This is a genomic window from Phormidesmis sp. 146-12, assembly GCF_052939495.1.
Map to the genome: position 1 here is coordinate 130,137 of NZ_JBJPHS010000004.1, position 23,911 is coordinate 154,047.

The 23,911-nt window shown below is 49.0% G+C and carries 25 protein-coding genes; 15 read left to right on the plus strand and 10 right to left on the minus strand.

All coding sequences use genetic code 11. The features are described from left to right. The first annotated feature begins 23 nt into the window (after nucleotides 1–23). Nucleotides 24–191, plus strand: a complete 168-nt coding sequence (locus ACKFKF_RS03495) for a hypothetical protein (RefSeq protein ID WP_446866406.1) — start codon at nucleotides 24–26, stop codon at nucleotides 189–191. Nucleotides 192–302: 111 nt separating this feature from the next. After that, on the plus strand, nucleotides 303–2,213 hold the full coding sequence (locus ACKFKF_RS03500) for a transglycosylase domain-containing protein (RefSeq protein ID WP_446866407.1): 1,911 nt from the start codon (nucleotides 303–305) through the stop codon (nucleotides 2,211–2,213). A gap of 78 nt (nucleotides 2,214–2,291) precedes the next feature. Here the strand turns inward: ACKFKF_RS03500 and ACKFKF_RS03505 are convergent, their stop codons facing one another. Further along, a complete protein-coding gene (locus ACKFKF_RS03505) occupies nucleotides 2,292–2,609 on the minus strand; it encodes a DUF1825 family protein (protein WP_446859554.1) in 318 nt (105 codons plus the stop codon). A gap of 129 nt (nucleotides 2,610–2,738) precedes the next feature. Then, nucleotides 2,739–3,632 (minus strand): hypothetical protein, encoded by an 894-nt coding sequence (locus tag ACKFKF_RS03510; RefSeq protein WP_446866408.1) that lies wholly within the window; start codon nucleotides 3,630–3,632, stop codon nucleotides 2,739–2,741. 542 nt (nucleotides 3,633–4,174) lie between these two features. Between ACKFKF_RS03510 and ACKFKF_RS03515 the strand changes: the two genes are divergently transcribed. Together ACKFKF_RS03515 and ACKFKF_RS03520 are read left to right on the plus strand one after the other, a co-directional pair. Beyond that, the gene (locus ACKFKF_RS03515; protein WP_446866409.1) at nucleotides 4,175–4,594 is read left to right on the plus strand and encodes an SHOCT domain-containing protein; all 420 of its coding nucleotides are present in this window, start codon (nucleotides 4,175–4,177) and stop codon (nucleotides 4,592–4,594) included. A 20-nt stretch (nucleotides 4,595–4,614) separates the two neighbouring features. After that, on the plus strand, nucleotides 4,615–5,172 hold the full coding sequence (locus ACKFKF_RS03520; protein WP_446866410.1) for a helix-hairpin-helix domain-containing protein: 558 nt from the start codon (nucleotides 4,615–4,617) through the stop codon (nucleotides 5,170–5,172). 4 nt (nucleotides 5,173–5,176) lie between these two features. Here ACKFKF_RS03520 and lepB read toward each other — a convergent pair whose 3' ends face one another. After that, entirely contained in the window at nucleotides 5,177–5,755 is a 579-nt protein-coding gene (lepB, locus tag ACKFKF_RS03525; RefSeq protein WP_446859550.1) for a signal peptidase I, read from the minus strand. Nucleotides 5,756–5,969: 214 nt separating this feature from the next. On the opposite strand from lepB, the gene ACKFKF_RS03530 reads away from it, so the two are divergent. Together ACKFKF_RS03530 and ACKFKF_RS03535 are read left to right on the plus strand one after the other, a co-directional pair. After that, complete coding sequence (locus ACKFKF_RS03530) at nucleotides 5,970–6,596, plus strand: peptidoglycan-binding domain-containing protein (protein ID WP_446866411.1); 627 nt, start codon at nucleotides 5,970–5,972, stop codon at nucleotides 6,594–6,596. 18 nt (nucleotides 6,597–6,614) lie between these two features. After that, complete coding sequence (locus ACKFKF_RS03535; protein WP_446866412.1) at nucleotides 6,615–7,028, plus strand: YidH family protein; 414 nt, start codon at nucleotides 6,615–6,617, stop codon at nucleotides 7,026–7,028. A 78-nt stretch (nucleotides 7,029–7,106) separates the two neighbouring features. Here the strand turns inward: ACKFKF_RS03535 and mscL are convergent, their stop codons facing one another. The 3 genes from mscL to rimI form a co-directional block, all read right to left on the minus strand. Beyond that, entirely contained in the window at nucleotides 7,107–7,529 is a 423-nt protein-coding gene (gene mscL, locus ACKFKF_RS03540) for a large conductance mechanosensitive channel protein MscL (protein ID WP_446866413.1), read from the minus strand. A 215-nt stretch (nucleotides 7,530–7,744) separates the two neighbouring features. Next, nucleotides 7,745–10,222, minus strand: coding sequence for an ATP-dependent Clp protease ATP-binding subunit (locus ACKFKF_RS03545; protein WP_446859546.1), 2,478 nt, complete (start codon nucleotides 10,220–10,222; stop codon nucleotides 7,745–7,747). Nucleotides 10,223–10,391: 169 nt separating this feature from the next. Beyond that, nucleotides 10,392–10,949, minus strand: coding sequence for a ribosomal protein S18-alanine N-acetyltransferase (gene rimI / locus ACKFKF_RS03550; RefSeq protein ID WP_446866414.1), 558 nt, complete (start codon nucleotides 10,947–10,949; stop codon nucleotides 10,392–10,394). Between the two features lie 151 nt (nucleotides 10,950–11,100). Here rimI and ACKFKF_RS03555 point away from each other — a divergent pair, with 151 nt between their 5' ends. From ACKFKF_RS03555 to uppS, 4 genes are all read left to right on the plus strand, one after another. After that, nucleotides 11,101–12,534, plus strand: a complete 1,434-nt coding sequence (locus ACKFKF_RS03555) for a hypothetical protein (RefSeq protein ID WP_446866415.1) — start codon at nucleotides 11,101–11,103, stop codon at nucleotides 12,532–12,534. A gap of 114 nt (nucleotides 12,535–12,648) precedes the next feature. After that, entirely contained in the window at nucleotides 12,649–14,031 is a 1,383-nt protein-coding gene (gene lysA / locus ACKFKF_RS03560; RefSeq protein WP_446866416.1) for a diaminopimelate decarboxylase, read from the plus strand. Between the two features lie 186 nt (nucleotides 14,032–14,217). Continuing rightward, nucleotides 14,218–15,126, plus strand: coding sequence for a diadenylate cyclase CdaA (gene cdaA / locus ACKFKF_RS03565; RefSeq protein WP_446866418.1), 909 nt, complete (start codon nucleotides 14,218–14,220; stop codon nucleotides 15,124–15,126). A 132-nt stretch (nucleotides 15,127–15,258) separates the two neighbouring features. After that, on the plus strand, nucleotides 15,259–16,017 hold the full coding sequence (gene uppS, locus ACKFKF_RS03570) for a polyprenyl diphosphate synthase (protein WP_446859541.1): 759 nt from the start codon (nucleotides 15,259–15,261) through the stop codon (nucleotides 16,015–16,017). A 7-nt stretch (nucleotides 16,018–16,024) separates the two neighbouring features. On the opposite strand, the gene ACKFKF_RS03575 is transcribed toward uppS, so the two are convergent. Both ACKFKF_RS03575 and ACKFKF_RS03580 read right to left on the minus strand, forming a co-directional pair. Further along, complete coding sequence (locus tag ACKFKF_RS03575) at nucleotides 16,025–16,324, minus strand: DUF3143 domain-containing protein (RefSeq protein ID WP_446859540.1); 300 nt, start codon at nucleotides 16,322–16,324, stop codon at nucleotides 16,025–16,027. After that, the gene (locus ACKFKF_RS03580) at nucleotides 16,314–16,895 is read right to left on the minus strand and encodes a J domain-containing protein (RefSeq protein WP_446866419.1); all 582 of its coding nucleotides are present in this window, start codon (nucleotides 16,893–16,895) and stop codon (nucleotides 16,314–16,316) included. The genes ACKFKF_RS03575 and ACKFKF_RS03580 overlap by 11 nt, the downstream gene beginning before the upstream one ends. A gap of 260 nt (nucleotides 16,896–17,155) precedes the next feature. Between ACKFKF_RS03580 and ACKFKF_RS03585 the strand changes: the two genes are divergently transcribed. After that, nucleotides 17,156–17,785 carry a Crp/Fnr family transcriptional regulator gene (locus ACKFKF_RS03585; protein ID WP_446859538.1) on the plus strand — a complete coding sequence of 210 codons (630 nt, stop codon included), beginning with the start codon at nucleotides 17,156–17,158 and terminating at the stop codon, nucleotides 17,783–17,785. Here ACKFKF_RS03585 and ACKFKF_RS03590 read toward each other — a convergent pair. Next, nucleotides 17,778–19,040, minus strand: a complete 1,263-nt coding sequence (locus ACKFKF_RS03590; protein ID WP_446866420.1) for a septal ring lytic transglycosylase RlpA family protein — start codon at nucleotides 19,038–19,040, stop codon at nucleotides 17,778–17,780. The genes ACKFKF_RS03585 and ACKFKF_RS03590 overlap by 8 nt on opposite strands. A gap of 588 nt (nucleotides 19,041–19,628) precedes the next feature. Between ACKFKF_RS03590 and ACKFKF_RS03595 the strand changes: the two genes are divergently transcribed. From ACKFKF_RS03595 to ACKFKF_RS03605, 3 genes are all read left to right on the plus strand, one after another. After that, complete coding sequence (locus ACKFKF_RS03595; protein WP_446866421.1) at nucleotides 19,629–20,084, plus strand: VOC family protein; 456 nt, start codon at nucleotides 19,629–19,631, stop codon at nucleotides 20,082–20,084. Between the two features lie 289 nt (nucleotides 20,085–20,373). Beyond that, the gene (locus ACKFKF_RS03600) at nucleotides 20,374–20,550 is read left to right on the plus strand and encodes a hypothetical protein (protein WP_446866422.1); all 177 of its coding nucleotides are present in this window, start codon (nucleotides 20,374–20,376) and stop codon (nucleotides 20,548–20,550) included. Nucleotides 20,551–20,565: 15 nt separating this feature from the next. Next, on the plus strand, nucleotides 20,566–20,910 hold the full coding sequence (locus ACKFKF_RS03605; protein WP_446866423.1) for a DUF952 domain-containing protein: 345 nt from the start codon (nucleotides 20,566–20,568) through the stop codon (nucleotides 20,908–20,910). 21 nt (nucleotides 20,911–20,931) lie between these two features. On the opposite strand, the gene ACKFKF_RS03610 is transcribed toward ACKFKF_RS03605, so the two are convergent. After that, the gene (locus ACKFKF_RS03610) at nucleotides 20,932–21,351 is read right to left on the minus strand and encodes a DUF732 domain-containing protein (RefSeq protein ID WP_446866424.1); all 420 of its coding nucleotides are present in this window, start codon (nucleotides 21,349–21,351) and stop codon (nucleotides 20,932–20,934) included. A 383-nt stretch (nucleotides 21,352–21,734) separates the two neighbouring features. On the opposite strand from ACKFKF_RS03610, the gene ACKFKF_RS03615 reads away from it, so the two are divergent. Then, nucleotides 21,735–23,774, plus strand: coding sequence for a hypothetical protein (locus ACKFKF_RS03615; RefSeq protein WP_446866425.1), 2,040 nt, complete (start codon nucleotides 21,735–21,737; stop codon nucleotides 23,772–23,774). Nucleotides 23,775–23,911 lie beyond the last annotated feature (137 nt).

A 23,911-nucleotide genomic window follows, 5' to 3' on the forward strand; every position in this document is an offset into this window, starting at 1 on the left:
CTCGATCGACTGAGAGGAAACTGATGTCCCATTACACTAGACAGATCACACCCGACCCATCTGCCAAAATTCACACGCTCTCTAGTCAGCCTACTATAATTGGTGCCATCATCGCTTTTTCTCTAGCCCGCCCGCCATTTGTACTAGAGAAACTTCGCTCCATTTGGGTCAGTCTCCACTATCCTATCTAGAGCGATTTGAGTAAAAATCTACCCCTAGAAATTTTTTCTTATAGAATTTTCTGAATTACCTTCAAAGATCGCCTGCCCCAACCGTCGCACCCCTAAGAAAGAGAGATTAACGTGGCATCCAATACGATTCGACAAAAACAAAAAAAAGAGTCCGGGTCTACCTTACACTTTGTCCAAACAGTGGGCAAAGTAACGGGTGGCACCGTTTTGGGAATCACCATGTTGGGCAGTGCGATCGTCGCGGGGGGTCTCGTCGGTCTGGCCATCAGTTTTCGCAATTTGCCGGATGTGCGAGTGCTGCGCGGCTACACGCCTAGCGAGACGACGCATATCTATGACATTAAGGGCAAAAATCTCGCCAGCATTCACGGCGAAGCCAATCGAGAAGTGGTGCCCTTGGATAGGATTTCGCCTCATTTAAAGCGGGCAGTGTTGGCGATCGAGGACAGCTATTTTTACTCACACCAAGGCGTGAATGCTCCGGCCGTCGCTCGTGCATTTACGGTCAACTTTAACCACGGACGCACGGTTGAAGGCGGCTCCACGGTGACCATGCAGTTGGTGAAGAACTTATTTCTCTCACCCAAACGCGCCTTTAGCCGCAAGATTGCCGAAGCTGTTTTAGCTTTGCGGTTAGAGCAAATCTTCAAGAAAGACCAGATTCTAGAGATGTACCTCAATCAGGTCTACTGGGGACACAATACTTATGGAGCGCAAACCGCCGCCGCCAGCTACTTTGGGAAGTCTGCTTCTCAGCTAAACCTCGCCGAATCGGCCATGATGGCGGGCTTGATTCAATCCCCGGAAGCCTTGAGTCCGTTTGTCGATCTCAAAGCAGCGACCCGTCGTCAGCATGATGTTTTGCGTCGCATGGTGGATCTGAAGTGGATCACGCCTCAAGAAGCCGCCGCCGCTCGAAAGTATCCGATCAAGCTGGGCAAAATCACCTCCTTTCAGACGAGTGCAATGCCCTACGTGACCGAAGCGGTGATTCAAGAGTTGACCAAAAAGTTTGGGCGAGATGCCGTTCTCAAAGGGGGAATGCGAATCCAAACGACGATCGACACCAAGCTTCAGCGCATGGGCGAAGATACGGCCAAACGTTGGATTCAGACCTTGAACTACGAAGGGGTCTATGCTGACCAGATGGCGATCGTCGCGGTTGATCCGAGAACCCACTTTATCAAAGCGATGGTGGGCGGTGTGGACTACAGAAAGAGTCAATATAACCGGGCGATGCAGGCCCTTCGTCAACCGGGGTCAGCCTTCAAACCGTTTGTTTACTATGCCGCTTTTGCGTCTGGAAGGTATGCGCCTGACTCGACGGTGTATGATTCTCCGGTCAGCTACCCCGATGGCTACGAAATGTATTCTCCGCGCAACTATGACGGGACGTTTGCGGGAGCGATCACGATTCGTAGAGCGTTAGAAGTGTCGCGCAACATTCCCGCAGTTAAGCTGGGGCAAGAAGTTGGATTGAATAAAGTCGTCGAGGTCTTGAGAAGTATTGGGGTCAAAAGCCCGATCGACCCGGTGATTTCTCTACCGTTGGGGGCGGTGGATCTGACTCCTTTAGAGATGGCTGGCGCTTACGCCACATTTGCCAGCAATGGATGGTATTCAGAACCAACGCTAATTGTGCAGGTGACCGACAGCAGTGGTAACGTCTTGCTCGACAACACGCCAAAGCCGAGACTGGTGCTTGATCCGTGGGCCTCTGCTGCGGTCAACGATGTCTTACAAGGGGTCGTGACGCGAGGCACTGCGACAGCGGCTCAGATCGGTCGTCCGGCAGCAGGCAAGACAGGCACGACTTCTTCTGAGCGTGACATTTGGTTTGTCGGCTATGTGCCTCAGCTTGCGACGGCCGTCTGGGTCGGAAACGACGACTACAAGCAGCTTGGATACGGGGCAACGGGCGGTCACTTTGTCGCCCCAATTTGGCGAGACTTTATGCAACAAGCCATGCAAGGAGAACCCGTTGAGCGGTTCACGCCAACCTCTGAGTTCGATCGACCCTAGTAGAGAAAGGGATGGGGAATGAAACTGCTTTAATTTCTGTATTAGCGTGGTTTCTACAATAGAGGTTTTGGCTGAGGGCTATTTGTCAATTTCTGCTTTCATGCGCTCTAGCGTTCGGTTCATTTGATCAAACATCTGCTGAGGCGTAATGCCATACTGACCAAGTTGAGTTTTGAGTTGTTCGACGGTCATCTGCGCCTGAAAGTCTTCGGATAGCTCAAAGCGCTTCATAAAAATTTTGTAGCGATCCATAATGGCTTCCATTTGTTCTATAAATAGAACTTTGCCATCGCGATCGAACTTCCCGTAGCTATTTCCAAGCTGCATCAAGGACTGATAATCTTCAAATAGCTTTTTGGCTTCATGTTGAACCAATTCAGAGTCAAAAATTCCCATCGCTGTAATTTAATAAATAGTCGATCAGTTGAGCAAAAAAGCGCTAAGTAGGACTGTGTAAGCAATCCCAATACAATTATTTTAGTGGAGCGATCGCTTCAGGTTAAGTAGTGTTTCCCCTACCCACATCTACCCGCGACCAAACAATCCAAAAAACCAGCCTTTTTTACTCTGTTTGTCAGGTTTCTTAGACTCGGTTTTTTTAGGTTCAGGTTTTTTAGATTCAGGTTTCTTAGGTTCAGGTTTCTGTGAAGAACCATTTGTTGAAGCATTATGTTGAATGTCAAATCTAGCCGCAAAGTGTTTCGCGATCTGATCGTCTGGGTTAAGTTGGAGCGCTCGTCGGAAGTGAGGTTTTGCCGCACTAGGTGTGATGTTTTGTCTCATGTAAGCCAGCCCAATCAGTGAGTGGTAATTACTTTTGTTTGGCTCCATTCTCAAAGCATCTTTTAGCTCTGCGATCGCTTTTGGCCAGGCATTTTTATTCATGTATTCCTGCGCCCGTTTGTAATGAAGATCAGCATAGTCTAACTGCGACCTAATGTTAGAAGAGTTGCTCGCCGCTTGAGAATTTCTGACCTCAACGCTGTTGGTTGTGATTCCTGTTCGCTTCTCTCCGATGAAAATATTTTCACCGCCCATCTTTAGCTTGAGGTAAGCCAGGTTTAACTCGTTAAGCTGTTGGGTGATACTTTGAAAATTTTCTAAGGGTTGATATTGACGCTCAGACAAATTGGCGATCGCTTGCTCATAAAAGATATCTGCTTCTTGAAGAGACTTACGAGACAACTCACGCGCCAATTCACTCTGAGGGGCAGGAGATTGATCTCTTACCATCTGCCGCACTTTGAGCCGCATCAAGGCCAGCGTTTCAGCCCGGCCCTTTTCCTGTCTAATTTTTTCGTAAGCAGGATTGACGAGCCGCCCAAACAGCCTTTCGATCAATTCACCCGTCTCTGGATCAGTTGCTACGCTAATATCAGGACGCAAGATTTTGGCAACACTTCGGTATCGTTTTGACACACGGATATCTTCCGCTAAAACTGAAACCCCCAGTACTGCGAAGGGGTCTGACAAATACTTTAACCAGTCTTGCGAGAAGGGCATCGATCGTCTGTCCTTAAACTTCTATATAAAATAAAACCTGAACGGGCGTTAAAAAACAGTCACGCAGCGATCTAAATTGCTGAGGCCAAAAGTTACAAAGATTCTATGTCATCTATCAAATCAAACGACTCTCAGCAGCAGTTCTTCGTTAGTTATAGTGAAACAGAGATTCGCCCCGCAACCCGATGAAGAGATACGATCCTCAACTAGCCTCTACTCAAGGTCTAGACCTTTACTTAAGTGGATAAGCAGCCCCGTGACGATCGCACTTCAGAGCTATCCTATCTTGCTGGCCCGTAAAGCAGCACTGCTGTAGGAGTCTATACTCTAATGTACTCGGTCAGTACGGGTAGAACAGGAGAATGAGCTAGAAGTCTTGTAGCCCAAAAGACATATCTTTTGTTTTGGCACTTAATTGTCCCATACGTTACTATTTTTGTCCTAGAGTCTGATGTGACATGTTGAGCAAGCCAAAAAACCGAAAAACTGCTGCAATTCTTGCGTTGGTGAGTGCTGTTCCCCTTCCTTTGTTAGGGGTTTCACTGCATTTGGCGGGGCTACACAAATTTTATCTGGGACAAAAGTGGTGGGGGGTGTTGTACATGCTGTTAGCGTTTACTCCCATTCCCGCAGTGGCTGGCGTGATCGAAGGTGTTTGGTATTTGATTCAAGACCCCGATGAGTTTGACCAAAACTTTAATGAAGGGGTTTCACTACAAGAGACCATTCAGCCACCTGTCGTCTCCAGAAAAACCTCCCCAAAAGTCAGCACGATCGCTCAGGACTTGAGAGAGTTGGATCAACTGCGGCAAGATGGGCTAATTTCAGAGTACGAATTTGAACAAAAGCGCCGAAAACTGCTCGATCGAATTCACTGATTTTCCTATTTTTCTTTTTGATGACCCTTTTTGACTGGTTCTCCAAACAATCTCGCGCTCAGTTGGGTTCTCAACTGCCAAACTCACTACGCTCACGTATTCTCAATGATCCGTTTTATCGGTTTCAATCGTTAGAAGAAATCCGTCTAGCCGCATCACTGGGCATTCAAATTGACGTTAATCAAGCCAGCGTTGACGATTGGTTAAGGATTCCAGGTCTATCGATTCATCAAGCTCGCATGTTGACCCAGTTGTCTGATTCTGGAGTCCAGTTCTTTTGTGTCGAAGATTTAGCCGCTGCTCTAGGACTCTCACTCCAGCGCCTCAAACCCTTGGAGCCGATTCTCAGCTTTTGTTATTACGACTCTGAAAGCGTTTGTGTGATTCAACGAGTTAATTTGAATGCAGCATCCGTTGAAGACCTGACTAGCATTCCTGGAATGGGCAAAGTGTTGGCAAGAGCGATCGTTCGCAATCGCGTCTCAAACGGAGCTTACAAAAATCTGGTTGAGCTTCAACAAAGACTGTCTCTACCCAGCGAAACTGTTTCTACCCTGATGCACTATTTGAGCTTCTGATTTCTCAAACTTTGCCCAAGCGATCGAACGGATAAAATCGAATCCAGGCTCGACCGAGAATATATTCCTTGGGCAAAAAGCCCCACACATGAGAATCGTTACTATTGTTGCGGTTGTCGCCCATCACGAAAAATGAACCTTCTGGAACCTTTGCGGGAGACATCAAATATTTGGGAGCCTCGGCAATATAAGACTCTTGAAGCGGCTGATTGTTGATGTAGACTTTGCCGTTTTTGACCTCGATCGTTTCTCCTGGTGTGCCAATGATCCGCTTGATGAAAGCTTGATCCTTAGAATATCCCTGTTCTTGTAGTTGAGGGGGTGGATCAAACACGACAATATCGCCAAAATTGGGCAACCCAAAGCGGTAAGACATCTTCTCAACAACCAGACGATCGCCCACATGCAGCGTTGGCATCATCGAGTCAGAAGGAATAAATCGCGGCTCTGCCACATAAGCCCGGACAATCAGCGCCAAAATCAACGCCACAAGCAGAATCTGAAAGTTTTCCCACAAAGTTTTCCACGGGGAGACTTTTTCAGGAGATGAAGTCTTTGGCTCAGTCGTCGGATCGGAGGTCATGGGCAGGCTTATCAATATATGTGGCTTTCGTCATTGTACGGTCAACTGCAAACCTTCACAGCGCAGAACCACTTTCAAGAACCATCTTCAAAGGTCACTTTTGGTAGAATAGCTAGCTTCAAAAATTTTCGCAATCAATTGAATGCGTCTGTAGCAAAATTACCTTAGACTCAACTCGACATCTATCTGTTTTTGTACAAGGAATCTGATTTCTATGCCACTGACGCTTGCAGAATTGAGAGACAACTTAGATGGTTTGGGCTATTACCTGGGGCCAAGAGGTCTATTTGGGATTGGCAACGAGAATCAATCTTGCGATCGCAACATTCTAGGCAACATTGACTGCTCAACAACCTCGCTGCGAGAGGTCAACCAGCTTGAAGGCTATACTCAGGCAGCCATCTTTCAGTTTCAGGCTGACAATCTCATGGCAGCAACGGGACAAAACGGGATTGACCTGCAAAACAAAGTTGAGGAATCTGTCAGAATTTTGCAAAACAACCTCAAGATTGTTCTAGCGAATTCTCTGCCGATCACGGGGCGCTATCTGTTTCAAACGATCGCCGCCGTCAAGACCTATCAGCAGAATAGACGATTTCCAGTAACCGGGATTGCCAGCCGCCCCGTTCGCAAACAGCTAGATGACGATGCGAGAAAAATCATCGGCAGACCTCCCGGAGTGACCCCTTCGCCGACTCCGACTCCTACGCCCACCCCTTCCAGCGAACTTGAAACTTTGAGAAAGCTCAGAGCAGACTTGGCAACGCTAAAAGACTTGCACGCCAGGAGAACGCTAACAGATGAGGCCTTTATCACAGCCGTATATCGGCTTATTCCCTAGTTGAGACTTGACAATCTTATGACGAGACCTCCCATCGACCGTCAACGAGAACATCAAGCAAACGAGCGTACCTTTTTGGCCTGGCTACGGACGGCGATCGCCCTCATCGGTTTCGGGTTTGCAATTGCCCGGTTTGGGTTATTTCTCCATCAGCTTCAACTGACGCTCACTCAGCAGCCAGACCAGCTAAATTCAATCTTTAACTCTGAAACGTTGGGCGTGGGGTTGGTGGCGTTTGGCATTCTGACGATCACGCTAGCAGCTTGGCGTTATAACCAGGTGTTTCAACAAATTGAGCGGGGTGATTATCGTCCGAGTCGGCTGCTAGTGTGGGTGATGACGGGGGCTGTGATCGTGTTTGGCACCTTGAGCCTTCCCCTGCTGTTGGTCAATAACAAGCCAATTTTGTCCACTCCGCCTCGATCAAAATAGCCTCTCTAGAAACAACGATCGCCTAACTCTAATCAGGAAGTTCAGCGATCGTTAATCTTTAGTTGATCTTTAAAGGTTCTAGCGACGATCGAGACTGGAGGTAAGGCGCTCGATCGCCCCCGTCAAGCGTTCTTGAGACACCAAAACCGGATCAGCAGGTGCAGCAATCTCATCAACTGCTTCTTGTCGAACGAATCGTCGCTTTGCCTTCTCAAATGCACGAATCATCAGAAAGATGGCTAACGCAATGATCACAAAATTGATGATTGAGGAAAGAAAGAGTCCATACTTGATGCCGCCATCAGTCGATAGGTCTTGCAAATTCTTAAGGTTAAGCTGAGTCAGAATAGGACTCAAAATTGCTGGCGTAACGATGTCATCTGCAAAGGATTTGACAATATTGCCAAAAGCGCCCCCAATAATCACAGCGACTGCCAGATCGATGACATTGCCTTGCATCAAAAATTTCTGAAAATCAGCCCAAAATCCACTACGTGCCATAGGTCAGTCCATTCCTTTCGTTTAGTGCAACCTGAGTTATTGGTTACATAGTGCTTGGGCCGTATTATATTTTGCCAACAATTCAGATTATTTTAAGAATTGTTAAGTATCCAGGCTAGAAAAAGTTTTTGTGGGCTCGACTAAGTTGTAATAGCAAAAAAGCGGCAGAAACTTAAAGTCTCCACCGCCCGCTAATTTCTAATTGTCAAGTTTAGCTACTCAGCCGCCTGAGGAAGCAACTCTCGCTTTTCACCTTGAACGACCTTCACGGTGCCTGTCTCATCCACATCAATGATCGCAACATCACCATCTTTGATCCGGGCTGAGAGGATTTCTTCTGCCAGCGAATCTTCAAGCAGACGCATGATCGCTCGACGAAGAGGACGTGCCCCATAGCTGGGGTTATAGCCTTCTTCTACCAGGCGATCCTTAAATCGCTCAGTACATTCCAGCGTGATTCCTTGCTCAGTCAAACGTTTGAAGACATCGTTTAACATAATGTCGGCGATGCGCTTCACCTCTTCCTTCACCAACTGACGGAAGACGATGATCTCATCCAAACGGTTGAGAAACTCAGGACGGAAGTAGTTCTTCAATTCTTCGTTGACGAGCGATCGAATCCGGTTGTACTGGTTGTCTGCCTCGCTCTCCGAAGCGATATCGAAGCCCAGACCACCGCCACCCTTCTCAATGACCTTAGATCCAATGTTGGAGGTCATGATCAGCAGCGTGTTCTTAAAGTCCACTGTGCGACCCTTGGCATCGGTCAGGCGACCATCTTCCAGGATTTGCAGCAGCATGTTAAACACGTCGGGGTGCGCTTTCTCGATTTCGTCAAACAGTACAACGGTGTAAGGCCGACGACGAACGGCTTCGGTCAACTGACCGCCTTCGTTGTAGCCCACATAGCCAGGTGGCGACCCGATCAGCTTAGAAACGGTGTGCCGCTCCATAAACTCAGACATGTCCAGACGAATCATCGAGTCTTCAGACCCAAAGAAGTAAGTTGCTAAAGCCTTCGTAAGCTCTGTTTTACCTACCCCCGTCGGCCCAGAGAAGATGAAGCTGGCGATCGGTCGATTGGGATTCTTCAAGCCCACCCGCGCCCGACGGATTGCACGAGAAACAGCTCTCACTGCTTCGTCTTGACCAATCAGACGAGTATGCAGCGTATCTTCCATGTGCAGCAGTTTCTCAGACTCGGATTCGGTGAGTTTATTCACCGGAACGCCTGTCCAGGAAGCCACAATTTGAGCGATATCGTCTTCGCCCACCACAGGAGAGGCAGCCGAATCAGAATCGGCAGATTCAGCCTTCTTAGTTTGAGCGATCGCCCGGATTTCAGCTTTGATTTCCATTTCGCGATCGCGTAGTTCGCCAGCCCGATCAAAGTTTTGTGACCGTACCGCATCATCTTTGTCTTTGAGAACTTGGCGCAGTTCCCGATCCAGTTCCTTCGCAGCAGGAGGTAACTGAGAGTTAATCAGCCGGACACGGGAACCTGCTTCGTCTACTAAGTCAATCGCCTTGTCTGGCAGAAAGCGATCGGAGATGTAGCGGTCTGAAAGTTTGGCAGCCGCTTCCAGCGCTTCGTCCGAGATTCTCAGTTTGTGGTGCTGCTCATACCGTTCTCGCAGTCCACGTAAGATCTCGATCGTTTCGTCTACGGTAGGCTCTCCCACCATGACGGGCTGGAATCGTCGCTCTAGGGCAGCATCTCGCTCAATGTGTTTACGGTATTCATCCAGCGTGGTCGCACCTATACACTGCAATTCACCCCGCGCCAAGGCTGGCTTGAGAATGTTGGCAGCATCGATCGCCCCTTCTGCGGCCCCTGCACCAATCAAAGTGTGAACTTCGTCGATAACCAAGATGACGTTTCCGGCGGAGCGGATTTCGTCCATGATCTTCTTCAGCCGTTCTTCAAACTCACCCCGATATTTAGTGCCTGCAACCAGGAGTCCAATATCTAATGTGACGACGCGCTTGTCTTCCAGGATGTCTGGAATGTCGTCGTTGGCGATGCGTTGAGCAAGTCCTTCGGCGATCGCGGTTTTACCAACCCCAGGTTCACCAATCAAGACAGGGTTGTTTTTCGTCCGGCGACCGAGGATTTGAATCACCCGTTCGATTTCTTTCTGCCGACCCACGACAGGATCAAGCTTGCCATCGGCAGCCATCTGAGTCAGGTTTGCGCCAAACTCATCCAGCGTGGGTGTCTTGGTACGGCCTTGACCACCACCAGGAGACACTTCGGCCGTTTCGCCGAGCATCCGAATCACTTGTGTCCGCACCTTAGAAAGGTCAACTCCCAGGTTTTCGAGTACCCTGGCCGCGACACCCTCACCTTCCCGGATCAGACCCAGGAGCAGATGTTCGGTGCCGATGTAGTTGTGCCCTAGTTGGCGAGCTTCTTCAAGTGACAGTTCTAGTACCCGCTTGGCTCTCGGTGTAAATGGGATTTCCACCGCAACGAAACCAGAACCCCGACCGATGATTTTCTCAACTTCAATCCGAGCGTCTTTGAGATTGACACCCATAGATTTCAGTACTTTGGCGGCGACGCCGGTCCCTTCTCCAATCAGACCCAGTAGGATCTGCTCTGTACCCACGAAGTTGTGACCCAGGCGGCGAGCTTCCTCCTGGGCTAGCATGATCACCTTAATGGCTTTTTCTGTGAAGCGTTCAAACATGGCGTATTTCCACTCACCTGCTGCGTTGCCGGTAAAACAGATTCTAACATAGCCGAAATCTCCGGTCGCTGGGTTTGAGCAACAGGTTAAGGTGACGATAACCGAACGCTATGATTCGCTTTCGTCAAAGGGTGAATTTTACCGCCAAGGGCAGATTGTCAACGAAGTCTTAAGAATCTGTCAAGAAAGATTTTTTTCTTGTAATAGTATCTAAATTGACCGTTATTGCCCAATTTGATCGCGTTAAACGATCGCTCACTTCAGTTGCCCATTTGCTCAACAAGTCAGAAAACTCAAGGGTTTGCAGTCCGCCCCGCCACAAAATCAACGCATCCTCACCAGTATCTTCGTAGTAACCTTTGCGTCGTCCGGCTACTTTGAAACCGAATTTTTGATAAAGGTCAATAGCTGATTGATTAGAAATTCTGACCTCCAGGGTTGATCGTTCCAATCCACGCTGATAAGCAGACTCTAGGAGGGCGAGCAGGAGGGTTTGACCTAAGCCTTGATGACGGTAATCGGGATGGACAGCGACGATCGTAATGTGCGCCTCGTCTAGGATCGCCCATAAACATCCGTACCCAATCAGTTTTTTGTCGGAGACCAGTGCGATGAGGTCGCTGTTTGGGCTGTCTAGTTCGCGCTGATAGCCTGCAATCGTCCAAAGTCCGCTAAAGCAAAGCTGGTCTAGCTCAAGTACGGCGGGCAACAGGGATTCGTCAATCAATTGTAGAGTAACGCAAGTCACAGACGATCGGATGCAGAGGTCGATTCTGATTGTACCGAAGCTTTTTTTGCCCTGTGGGGGGAGAGTGAAGTTAGACACACAAGCTCTGGCTGTAGAATAGACTAACTAAGTGTTACTACTGGCGAGGAATATGAGATTTGTGAACGGTCGATCGCAGATAGTCTTGCTGGCAGCTTTGATGGCGTTTCCTCTACATCCTGCGATCGGCGCTCCGCAAAACGTCAAGGAAACGGTGAGGAGAGTTGAGCTTCCCAAGATTCAAACCAACTGCAAAACAGAATTTCAGCCGCGTGAGCCAATCTTGCTCTATGGTTTTGGAAATGGAAGCAGTTCAGACAATGGGGGAAGGATTGACTTTAAGCAAGAACAGCAAATCAAAGAGCGCATTTGGAAGTTAATTTATTCCAAGCAATGGGATGAAGCGCTTGTAGAGATTCAGAAGCAGCCTAGACGGATTCAGCTAGAGATGTTTCCTCAACTGTTGAGTGGGCTGGTTTGGGCTGACGAGGGCGATCGCGCTTCTCGTCTGGTGATTGCCCAATTTCCTCGACAGACGTATGAACGCGCACAAGGAGTCGGAACGATCGCCAAGGCATTGATTAGGCGGGATCAGTTGCCAAAAGCGATCGCAGTGTTAAAAACAGTTCCTCAAGACTCAAAGTATTTAGATGAAACGACGACTCCAGTGGCGATTGCGCTGGTGAAAACCAATCAGCTAGAAAAACTTAGAGAGGTGACGGCGCTTTTTCCGAGCCGGGATGCTCAAGCAAAAATCTGGCTGGCGATCGCCGATCGGATTTCCTTTGAGCCACTGTTGTCCAAGCAGATTGCGGCGATGATTGAGGATCGAAAGCTGCGATCGCAGACCCTACGAAAAATTGCGATGAAATGGCTTTATGCTTCTGGACAAGAAGCGCTCAAAGGATGGGTTGTGGCAAATGAGATTGAGGATTGCGTGATTCGGTCTAAATTTTTCTTAGAAATCGCCGATCGCATAACTGACTCGCCATCCAAGGATCACAGCCGAGAAAAAAGTGAAACGTTAACCCAAATTGAAGCTTTGCTAAATGGAATCGACGAATCGAAGCTCGGCGATCGTAGAGCATTGGCGCAGCTTCGATTGTCACTGGCGCAGTTTAATTTTCGGGCTGGGCGCACGACTCAAGCGACAAAATTACTCCAGCAGGTGACGGAGGATCAAAAGCGGTTTCAGTTCTATGCTGATCGGGCTGAAATTTTGCTGGAGATTGCCCAACAGTACGAGAAGTTTCAGAAGGTGCCGAGTGCTGTCCAAACTCTGGATCTTGCTGTAGTCGCCGTCCAGACTGCTTTTAGCAAAAAAGAAAACTCGGTTGAGGGATTGCCTTCTTCAAGCACATTGCCAATTGTAGAATGGCGCGATCGGACGCTCAGTGAAATCGCAATGAGGTATCGATCGCTCAAACAACCCCAAAAAGCGGCCGCGATTGATCGAATGTTTCCCAAGGCTCGGTTTCCTCTTCCTATGATGCAACTACCGCAAATCTTTACAGTACCAGCCGCGAAACCTCCCTCTAGTCGCTAGTGCTGGAGACGATCGCCGCTCAAAATTTGCCTCAAATGCATAGCCCTCAATTGTAAACTGGTTAGAGATAGCAGAAAAGCTTACTAAACTCTTGCCAGCATTGAGGAATTCCGCATGGTCTCGACCCCTCTCGTGGTGACGGCTTCTGGTTGCCAATACTTACCAGATTCCGACCCCGATCGCTCCCCCAATCAATTTTTGCTGCCGCTAACAGCAACCGTCAACGATCGCGACCACCTCGAAATCGGCGGTTGTGACTTGACGGCGTTGGTCAAACAGTTTGGCTCTCCCCTATATGTGCTGGACGAGGAAACGCTGAGAACGGCCTGTCGTCAATATCGAGATGGATTCAAGAAATACTATCCGGGTGAGTCGCAGGTTCTCTATGCCTCCAAAGCCTGGAACTGTCTGGCGGTCTGCGCGATCGTCGCCAGTGAGGACTTAGGCATCGATATCGTTTCGGGTGGCGAACTCTACACTGCACTCAAGGCCGGCGTTGATCCCCAAAAGCTTTATCTCCACGGCAACAATAAATCTTTGGATGAGTTGAAGCTGGCGATCGACTCAGGCTGCACTTTGATGATCGACAATTGGCTAGAGCTGCAAACGCTGGCTGACTTGGTGAAAGGGAAAAATCCCGTTCGGATTATGCTGCGCTTGACACCGGGCATCGAGTGCCACACTCACGAATACATTCGCACCGGACACCTCGACAGCAAGTTTGGGTTTGATCCCAACCATGTAGACGAAATCTTTCAATTTGTCAGTCAGCAATCCGAGTTGGAATTTGTCGGGCTACATGCTCACATTGGCTCCCAAATTTTTGAACTGCAACCTCACCAGGATTTGGGATCAGTCATGGTGCAGTGGTTGAGTAAGGCGGCTAACTATAACCTGAAGATTCAAGAACTCAACATCGGCGGCGGGTTGGGCATTCGTTATACAGAATCAGACGATCCTCCCAGCATTGACGAGTGGGTAAAAGTTGTCTGTAATTCCGTAGTGGCAGCTTGTCAAAGTGAAAATATTCCTCTGCCAAAACTATTGTCGGAACCCGGTCGATCGCTGATTGGCTCTGCCTGCGTGACCGTCTACACCGTCGGGGGACAAAAAACGGTTCCGGGCATTCGTACCTACATCAGTGTGGATGGCGGCATGTCGGATAATCCTCGCCCCATCACTTACCAGTCGGTTTACAGAGCCTTAATCGCCAATCGCATGTCTGCGCCGATCGCCACTCAAGTCACGATCGCCGGAAAGCACTGTGAATCGGGCGACATTCTGATCAAAGAGGCTGCACTGCCAGAAACGCAATCAGGTGACCTGCTGGTTGTCATGTCAACAGGAGCCTACAATTACAGCATGTCCTCTAACTACAATCGTCTACCCCGCCCGGCGGCGGTTTTGGTCAATGCAGGTGAAGCTAACATCATCTTGCAGCGCGAAACCTATGAAGATTTGATTCGGCACGATCGATTACCCGAACGGCTGAAATAAGACGGAATAGAGGATCAGGGCAGAGGTAAAAAGGTGTTTGGTCAGATTACGCTAGAGGCAACCTAGACGTTTTCTCGATCGCATGACTTCTTCATTCCTCCTCGCAAAAGCGGGGCAACGCCCTCCCTCGTCCCTCCTCGCGAAGCGGAACGAAGTTCTCCCTCACCCCTGACTGGAATACAGTCCTTGTTGACTTTTATACTTTCAAATCTCAGGTTTTTGATTGACATTGGGTTAGTGTTGGCGCTTACGTATGTGATGTTAGTCATCATTGGTGAGCGTCGAACCCTTTGGATGGTCAGAGGTTTTATCGTTTTGATGTTGGCAGCCGCGATTAGTCGCAGACTCGACCTGACGCTGCTCAGTTTTGTGCTGAATAATTTGGTGATCGGGGCGGCGGTTGCGATGGCTTTTATTCTTCAATCAGAGTTTAGACGCTTTTTAGAACAGCTTGGACGAGGAGAGATCCTTCAACTGTTCCAACCATCGCGTGGCAGCTTACCTAGAACTGATAGCGTCAGCGATGAGATTGTCGATGCCGTTAAAGAATTATCTCAGAATCGGACGGGGGCGCTGTTAATTTTGGAGACTTCTAGCCCGATCGATGAGCGAGATTTCTCCGTCCCTGGGGTCAAGATCAACGCGGAAGTGTCTAAAGAACTGCTGCAAACCATCTTTCAAACGACGACGCTGCTGCACGATGGGGCGGTGCTGATTCGAGGGTCGCGCATTCTGGCCGCAGGCGTGATTTTGCCCCTTTCAGAGCGGACGGCTTCTCGACAATTGGGGACGCGACATCGAGCCGCAATGGGAATTACCGAACGAGTCGAAAATTGCATCTGTGTTGTTGTATCTGAAGAAACCGGATCAATTTCCTTAGCCGAGCGGGGCACACTAAACCGTCCTTTAACCAGCAGCAAACTCAAAGAACTGTTGGAAGCGCGATTTTCTCAATCCGGCGATCGCGAAGCCGTTGCCCCCGATTTCCGCACCCTGGGCCGCCAAATTGCTACCAAAGTTTTCGCCCTGTTTTCAAAAATTAGCGGCACCCAAAAAATCAGTGGCCGGCCCAAAGATGAAAAAAAAGCAGAATGAAGGGACTGATCTTATGGCATCTTTGCAAGAGATTTATCTTTATTTCGTCTCAGAATCGTTACTCTAGAGTCGAATCCTGCTCGACACCTACAACCCTTTTCCACCTCAAGCATCGGCTTCCCCCAGAAAACAATGACTGCCAAGCAAACGATCCTTCAAGAACTCCCGGCTGACCTCGATCGCGCTCGCCTTCCCAAACATGTTGCTGTCATTATGGATGGCAACGGCCGCTGGGCAAAAAGTCAGGGTCTCCCGCGAATTATGGGTCATCGGCGAGGGGTGGATGCGCTCAAAGATCTGTTGAGGTGCTGTCGAGATTGGGGCGTTCAAGCGCTAACAGCTTATGCCTTTTCGACCGAAAATTGGGGCCGGCCGCTCGAAGAAGTGGAGTTTTTGATGACGCTGTTTGAGCGAGTCTTACGGCAAGAACTGCGCGAAATGATGCAGGAAAATGTGCGGATCAAATTCGTGGGTAATCTGGATGCTCTGCCCCCAACGCTACAAAATGAGATCGAGCGATCGATGCTAGAAACCCAGGACAATCAAGGAATTCGCTTTACAGTTGCCACCAATTACGGCGGACGACAAGAGATTCTCAAAGCCTGCCGAGCGATCGCTACTCAGGTACAACAGGGTCATTTGCAGCCCGACGAGATCGACGAAAGTTTGTTTGAGCGACACCTTTATACTGCGGGAACCTGTGATCCTGACCTGCTAATTCGCACGAGTGGAGAAATGCGGATTAGTAACTTTCTGCTGTGGCAGATGGCCTATGCCGAGATCTACGTGACGAAAACCTTGTGGCCTGACTTTAATCGCCACGAATTTCATCAAGCTCTGGTGTCTTATCAGGAGCGCGATCGCAGGTTTGGCAGAGTTTTAGAAAAATAGAAGACAGTCACGGGCCAGCAAAAATAGCGTCTTCGATATCCTGACGACTCAGCGAGTATTTAAAGGCTCTTTGCACATCGGGCCGATCATCTAATAAGTAGCGAACTGCCAGTTGCTCAACTTCTAGACAGATTTCGGCTCGCCACTGGGGAGTCTCGATCAGCCAGCAGTGCAAATCTTCAGAATCTTGCTGACCGCCTTTTTTGGCAAGCCAGAATTCAATCTGGGGAAGAGGATGGTTATATAAGGGAGTGTCAGCCGAAGGAAGAGTCATGCGGGTTTGGGTTGAGATTCGATCAAGGGACATTGGACGTTATTGGGATTTCGGGCGTTTCAGGAGAAGTTAATTTCTCCATCGGCTGTGGAAGTTGTGGAATCTCTTGGACGATCGCTTCTTGAGTCGTCAGCGGCTGGAAAGCAGACTCTCCTCTCGTGAAGCCGATCGTAATGGCCAAAATTAAACATCCCACAAAAGTGATGCCCAAAATAAACAGGGCAAAAATCTCTCCGGGCGAGAGCGGTCGATCAGTTGCGTCAATGTAAGCAGAATCGGTGTAGCGCGGCTGGGGCCGACTCAAACTAGGAAGCGGCTGTACCACAACGACACGAGAGTACCCAATCTTGAGATCATAAGCACTTCGGCGATCGGGATTACAAAGCGTCGCGTAGGCTTCGTTGAGTTGCTGAAATTTTTGAGTGGCGATCGCAGGCGGCAACTGAGTCGTGTCTGGGTGATACAGCTTACTCATTTCCCGGTAAGTCTGTCTGATTTCTTGCACCGACGCTGAGGGATGCAGCCCCAACAGGGTGTAATGATTAGAACTCGCGACCTTCTGGTAAGGCCCCTTCTGCCCGTCGCCATCTGGAGTTGCAGTCACCGCAATTTCACCCTTATCCGGTTCTCACCCCTCATTGTAACCAGGTTAAGGAAAGCGCAACTATCGCTATCTTATTTGAGTTGTGAGGATTCGGTTGTTCGCTACTTCAAGCTTCGGCAACGTCGAAAGCGCGATCGACTTTCCCAACTCAAATCATTGATTACTCCAAAGCTTAACCTGACCCCAACCTTGAAATTACCTAACCTTGAAGTCGAGGTTCTAAGGTGAGAAATAGGATCTGATATCCCCTTGAACCTCACATGATCCAATCTTTTAGTTCCGAAGTTCTCAACCATCCTGATCTGCGCCAAGTTTTAGAGCAGCGCTATCAAGGACGCAATTTGCAGCCATTTCGCAGTGGGCAATCAATCCAGATGTCGCCTCACGAAATTTGGGTCGTCTGTCGAGGTGTAGTGCTCCTGAGTACGCTTTATCCTTCTGGGGACGAGGCGCTACTGGGACTAGCCAACTCCTCTATGCCCTTTGGGCTGCCTCTGACCTACATTCAGCCTTATCAAGCGATCGCCCTCACCGATGTAGACTTGATGGCTGTCAGCCTGTCAGAAATCGAGCAATCGCCTGTTCTAGCCCAGGAAATCTGTCGCCATATGAGTCGTCGCCTTCAGCAAGCAGAAGCCTTTCTGGCATTGGCCGGATGCCGCCGAGTCGAAGATCGATTGCGTCAGCTTCTCTTGCTGCTACAACATGAAGTTGGGCAACCCGTCAAGGCAGGAGTTCGCATTAACGTAAGGCTGACACATCAACACCTGGCCAATGCGATCGGCACCACTCGCGTCACGATTACCCGCCTCCTCGGTCAGCTTCGAGAAGAAGGATGGTTGACGATCGATGCGACCCGCCACATCGTTTTGCCGTTTGGGACTACTTAAAGGCAATATTTTCACTGAGGGTGGGCTGCATGATCACAGCTTCGATCGGCACCACCCCTTTGTCTTCGCTGTGGATACAACGGGCGGCCCGATTAGAGAGATCCAATACTCGGTTGTCAAAGTAGGGCCCGCGATCGTTAACCCGCACGACGACACTTTTGCCGTTTGCCAGATTGGTCACCCTTAAATAGGTGCCGAAGGGCAAGGAAGGGTGAGCAGCGGTCAATTCATTTTGGTCAAAAATCTCCCCGGTTGCCGTCTCTCGTCCATGAAAGTAAGGGCCGTACCAGGACGCTAACCCACTGATACTGTCTCCGGTGTCTCGCAAGCTGTGCATAGTCACCTGAGCGTCTGCCAGCGAAAGCGACGACTGACTCAGAGCAACGCGCAAATTGTTGACCCATTCGATCGCCACCATCTCAGCCGGACGCTCAAACTGAGCCGCCAGATCATCGTCGATGACAAATACGACGCGATCGCCCCACTTTCCGGCGGGATGGTTGCGCTCAATGCTGGGTCTTAACTGGGAAGCATCAAGTCCAGGCTCTTTGAGCAGATCTTCCAGTTTCTGAGCGATCGCTTCTGCCTCAGTCTGATGGGGAATCTCTGCCACGAGGCATCCTTTGACCCAAATTTGAAATCCTGTGGTCTGCCCTGAGAAGCTTTCGGGTTGGGTGGGACATCGCCAAAAGCCAGTGCGGACTTGTTTCAAACTTTCGCTCTGCTGCGACCCTGCTTGAAGCACGACTACAGAACTGGACTCCGCAGCTAAAGTCGGCACCCCCGCAAAGAAGTTTTGCACCACTTCGGCCAGGTAGTTAAACGGATTGTCCGTAACAACTTCTGAGGAGACTGTCCAAGCGATCGGCTGCAAGGCTGATTCTGGGCTTTCTGAATGCGTCTCTGGAGAAGCTGACTTGGGACTTAAAAAAGATTCGATCGCTCCTAACAAAACTGCGTTGGGTGAGGCGGGCTGTTCTGTGGATTGTGCTGGATGAAAACTTTGACTCAGCTTTAAGTTAAGCGGTACAAGGTTGAAAAGATAGGAACTGCGAACTGAGTTGATTGCGCTTTTTAGGGAGGTTTTTGAAATGTCAGACGCATTGCTCGACCCCTTGCGGGTATCTCGAAGAGGCTGCGGTATCTGGTTGGAGAAGATCTGCGCCAGGTGTTTAGGCGCTTCGATCAGCTTTTCCCCAATCTCTGGAAAGCAGCCAAACCATGATGCTACCCATACAAAACCAAGGATTGACATGTGTGTCTAGAATAAATTGTAGTAGACGATACTTTTTCACCAACAAACAGTATAAAGTTAATGTGAAGTAAAAATCTCTATCTGAGGGAAGTAATTTTATTTATCGAAAAGTGATTGATCCCCGTGGGTCAGTTCTAAATTTTGACATCAGACTTTTAAGCGAGTGCTGAGTTAATTTTGTTAGTTGTCTGGAAGGTCTAGAAAAGCCTCAGACGTACTCAGTGGATGTGTTAGAGAAAACTGACTTCGTTAAGATTCTGATAAAGAATAAGCTGAAATATCCTGTATCTACGATCGATTCGCTGCTTCTCAAACGTCTTTTCAAACAATTTCAAACTGAGCGCAGATAAATATCTTTAGTCGGTGACTCGCCGTTAGATTCCCTCTAGCTCTCCTCAAAAGTCCTCCCAGATCTCAGCCTGCGATCGCAGATGTTTTAAACAATCGAGATTTGACGATCCACGTAATGTCAGCCTGCGATCGACTGAATTTTGAGAAAAGGGTGAGTTTTGTAGAGTCTCACGCTAAAAGAGTGTTAGCTGCTATGAAAATCTTTTGACATCCAACCCTCACTCCTCAACACGTTATATGCTCTCCACATCTCCAACCCTTACGTTGTCTCCAGGTAGCCTGCGTCGTGTGCATCACTTTGCCATCAATGTGCGCGATATGCAGGTGTCTCGTCATTTTTACGGCGAAGTTTTAGGGCTACACGAGCTAACGGGTGCAGAAGTCCCCGAAACGCTAAAGGCTGAAGTTGCTTCTGGGAAGGTTGCCAATTTTAAGACTCCAGATGACATGATTCTCGATTTGTTTTGGGAGCCTGACTTGTCTGCGCCTCATCCTGACCCCCGACAGCAGTTTACTCGCGCCAATCATCTAGCGTTTGACATCGCTCCTGAAGCGTTCGATCGTGCCGTTGAGGTGTTGCATCACCATCAGATTCTCATCGATCATGGCCCGGTTAGCCGTCCGACGGGGCGCGGGATCTATTTTTATGACCCGGATGGGTTTTTGATTGAAATTCGGTGTGACAAGGTTTAGTGCGAGGTGACTCCTTGCGGGTAACTCAAATCGATCGCAGCCACCGTTCCGTAGGCAAAACATGGTCTGAGTGCTTTACTGTTAGGCTCTGCTCACTTGATCCAGTAATTCTCAGGATATGAAGATTCTGAGCAAAGTGATTAAGTGTTTATGCCGTCGTGAGGGAAATCACAAACCATCTCAATCAATTAGGACATCTTAAAAGAAGAACGCGATCGTACCTTTCTTGAGTAGGATTTTTGAAAGGGTGGTTACGCAGTTCGGTTGTTCCTGAAGTCGAGAATTTGTGATGTTAGAAAAACTACTCCAAGCGGCGGTAATCACCTTACTCCTGAGTCTTCTGGCGGCGGCAAGATCACCCAAAGCCAGTGAAGCGCCTAGTTTCTCATCGTTTCAGGCATTCTCACTGCCCTCATTGAGTTTGCACATGCAGACTTCTTCACCGCAACAGACGCTGACGCACTAATCGTTTTGGCTGGCTATGAGTCTTATTTTCCACATTACTTCTCAAGACCAATGGCAGCAAGCACAACAGCAAGGCTTTTATCGGTGTGATTCTCTAGAAACAGAGGGCTTTATTCACTGCTCCGAGCTTCAACAAGTTGTCTGGGTAGCTAACCGCTTTTACCGAGGCGAATTGTCGCTGGTGTTGCTTTGCATTGAGATTGACAAGGTGCAGTCAGAGATTAAGTATGAGCTTGTCGAGGAAGATAAGTGGTTTCCTCATTTGTATGGCGTGCTAAACCTGGATGCGATCGTCGAAGTCGTAAATTTTGTCCCCGGATCGGATGGGCTGTTTGAGTTGCCCGCTGGACTCCAAAGCTAGAACTTTTCAGCACTGAGCAGTTTATGGGCAAAAGTGTGTAGTTGCCAGATCTGCGGTAATCTGCTGCTTTGCCTGGTCTACAGGTGAATTGTTGTAAGCCAAAAGCGCTCGTTGGCGAGTTTCTGTGGCAGTTGAACCACCAAATTTCACCACTCGGCAGGTGGTTTTAGCGGCGGCGATCGCGCTTCCTTGATTTTGCCCAATGTACTGGTTGAGTGCTTGATTGACCTGAGTCGGATACTGGCCAGCCAACGTTTGAAAGTCGCTCACAAAGGCACTGTTGGCAGGCATTGAGACAGGCTGACCACACAGTTTAGAAAGATCTACAAGTCGATTTTCTCCTTGCATGTAGCATGGGTAGTCAACGTTTTGAGCTAAAGCAGGCGACATTGATAGAAGTAAGCAGTAGAACGCTGTCGTCAGACAAAGGGCAAGTTTCATAAAGGAAATCTCCTGAAACAAGATTGACCAAAACAGAATTTTAGAGGCGAATAACAAGACATCTTGATTCCTTCTCGATCTCATCGTAAGGGATCTCTTCTATTTAGCAGTTTTGTTAAAAAACATGAATTAAGACGTTGAGTTAGCGCTAATTTTTTGAGTTGTATGAGACAGTTCTTAACTTAAGGCTTACGGAAATAATAATTAACAAATTTTGAATGGATTTGTCGAGAAGATGATGATGAATCGATCGCTATTATGCGTCTGATTGTTGAATTCGCTCGAAGTAAGTTTTACAAGCCAAATCCAGAAGGGGCATCGTTGAGTCTGACGAAGTGCCTAACTTTTGCCGCAGTTTAGTAAAGCTAGACGAGGAGAATTCCATGAGATATCGTCGAACACTTTTTCTCTTTTTGATCAGCCTTTTAGTCAGCTTTTTAGCCTTTTTTATCTCAAATCTTTTAGTACATCCAGGTGCAGTAAATGCTACTTCTCCTTTACTGTCCCCTGCGCCTACTCAAGTGATCGGCTCTTATGATTATTTTGGGCGATCGCTGACTGCTCAAGAAGCCGCAGATCTCGTTCGTCAAAAAGGGCTTGATCCAAATAGCTCCACGTCCTACGCTCGAATTGGGGCTGTTAAAATCACGTCCCAACTAATTAGTAAAGGAGAGCAAATCTTTTTTGATCGCAAAATTGGCGATACCTTTGGATTACAGCGAGTTTTGGGGTTTGGACAGGGCATCACCCAAGTGTTTCCAGAGCTAACGGCGGCGATTCTCAAACAAGGCGGGCAGCCCACCAGCAATCTCAAAATTACGCTTCAGAAAAACATCACGCTAGGAAGTCAAACCTTTCTTAAAGGAACAACGGTGAGTACGGGGCTGGATATTCCGCGAGGGGGTGTCTTACCGATCGGTCTCAAAGTCAGCGGTGATGTGACCTGTGCCATTTGCCATGTTGCGCTTTCACCCAAAGGCGAGCAGCTTAAGGGCGTTCCCAATGGCGATTTGGGGGTGCCGCTGCTGATTGCGCTGGCTCCTAACTCGGCCGCAGGGTTTGCCCGCTTAAATTTCAACCCGCTGGATGCTAAATATCAGGGCAACGGCAAGACGATCCTCGACAGCACCGGAAAATTAGTGAAACTTCCCGACCCGCAAATCTTTGAACGAGCGTTTGATGATGCAGTGTTGGCGGTGCCTTACGGTCATTTTGAAAGTTCGCCCGACAGCATTGACAATACGACCCAAATTCCGGCGGTATTTACTTTTAAGTCTGGCCCTTATACAGCAGGTGGCGAGTTTGCGGTTGGCCCGTTTGGGGGGTTGAGTGCGATCAATAATGGCGTTCACTCGTCGGAGATTAATTTGTTGGCGGCGGCGCAGAGAAGTGCAGAAACGCTTGGGGTCGATCGAGAAGTTTATTTAGGGACAGTTCTGCAAAATGCGGCTGATCCAAAACTGAGATTGCCAGCAGGGCCGCCCGTCAAACCCTCGGAGTGGCTGCGTCAGGTGGCTCCCAATTTGTCTCAAGCAGAACTTGAAGATCAGGTGGCGGCTCCGGGAGTGGGCAGCTATCCCAATCTAAAGCTGTCGCTGTTTACCTACAATGGTCTGGTGTTTAGCCCCAATACGCTTAAGTTTGACATTGCCAGTGGTCGGTTTTTGTTTGCGGCAAATGCGATGTCCGCTTGGCAAAATAGTTTGGTGCCGCCACCCAATCAGACGCTACAAAATCAGCAAGCGTTGCAGAGCGGGTCTGTCGAACGGGGTGCCCAAATTTTTGAACAAGCGCAGTGTGTCACCTGCCATCGATCGCCCTTCTTTACAGATAATCTGATTCACCCGATCGCTGAGATTAAATCAAATCCGGCTCGTGCTGAATCGCGTCTGGCTCAAAATGCGCTGCTGGTTCCGCCCAAAATTTACAGCTTGAATACGCCAGTTCCCATTCCTGCCAATGCTGAAGTGATCGACGTGCCGACGGCGGGCATTTCTGACAGCCCAACGACACTGCCCAAGGGATTGTTGCCAGACGGTGGCTACAAAACGCCTTCTTTGCGGGGATTGTATCTGACGGCACCTTACCTGCACGATGGCGGCGTGGCGGTTCGTAAGGGGGCGCTGCAAGTGGGAGCAGACGGCAGTTTTAGTATCGTTGACCCTAGCGGATTGGGACTTTCGGGCACGCTCAGTCAGGCGATTCCAGCAGATCCGGCAGATAGTTTGCGGGCGTTGCTCGATCGGTCTCTCCGAACTCAAGTGATTGCGGTAAATCGGCTAAATCCTGCCCTGCAACTGAGCAATCTAGACGGCACAGGTCACGAATTTTATGTAGATGCTACGACTGGTTTTTCGCCTTCTCAGCAGAATGATTTGGTCAATTTCTTGCTGGCACTAGACGACAATCCGGGAAGTTTCTGAGGAATGGATTGGGAAATAGGGCTTTGATGAAGTTGTGAATTTGATGGGGCGATCGCCCAAGCTGTTGAAGTGTAAGCGACCGCCGCTCATAATTTACTAACGTTTGCTAACAAACTGAAATCTTCCTGCTTCAACTC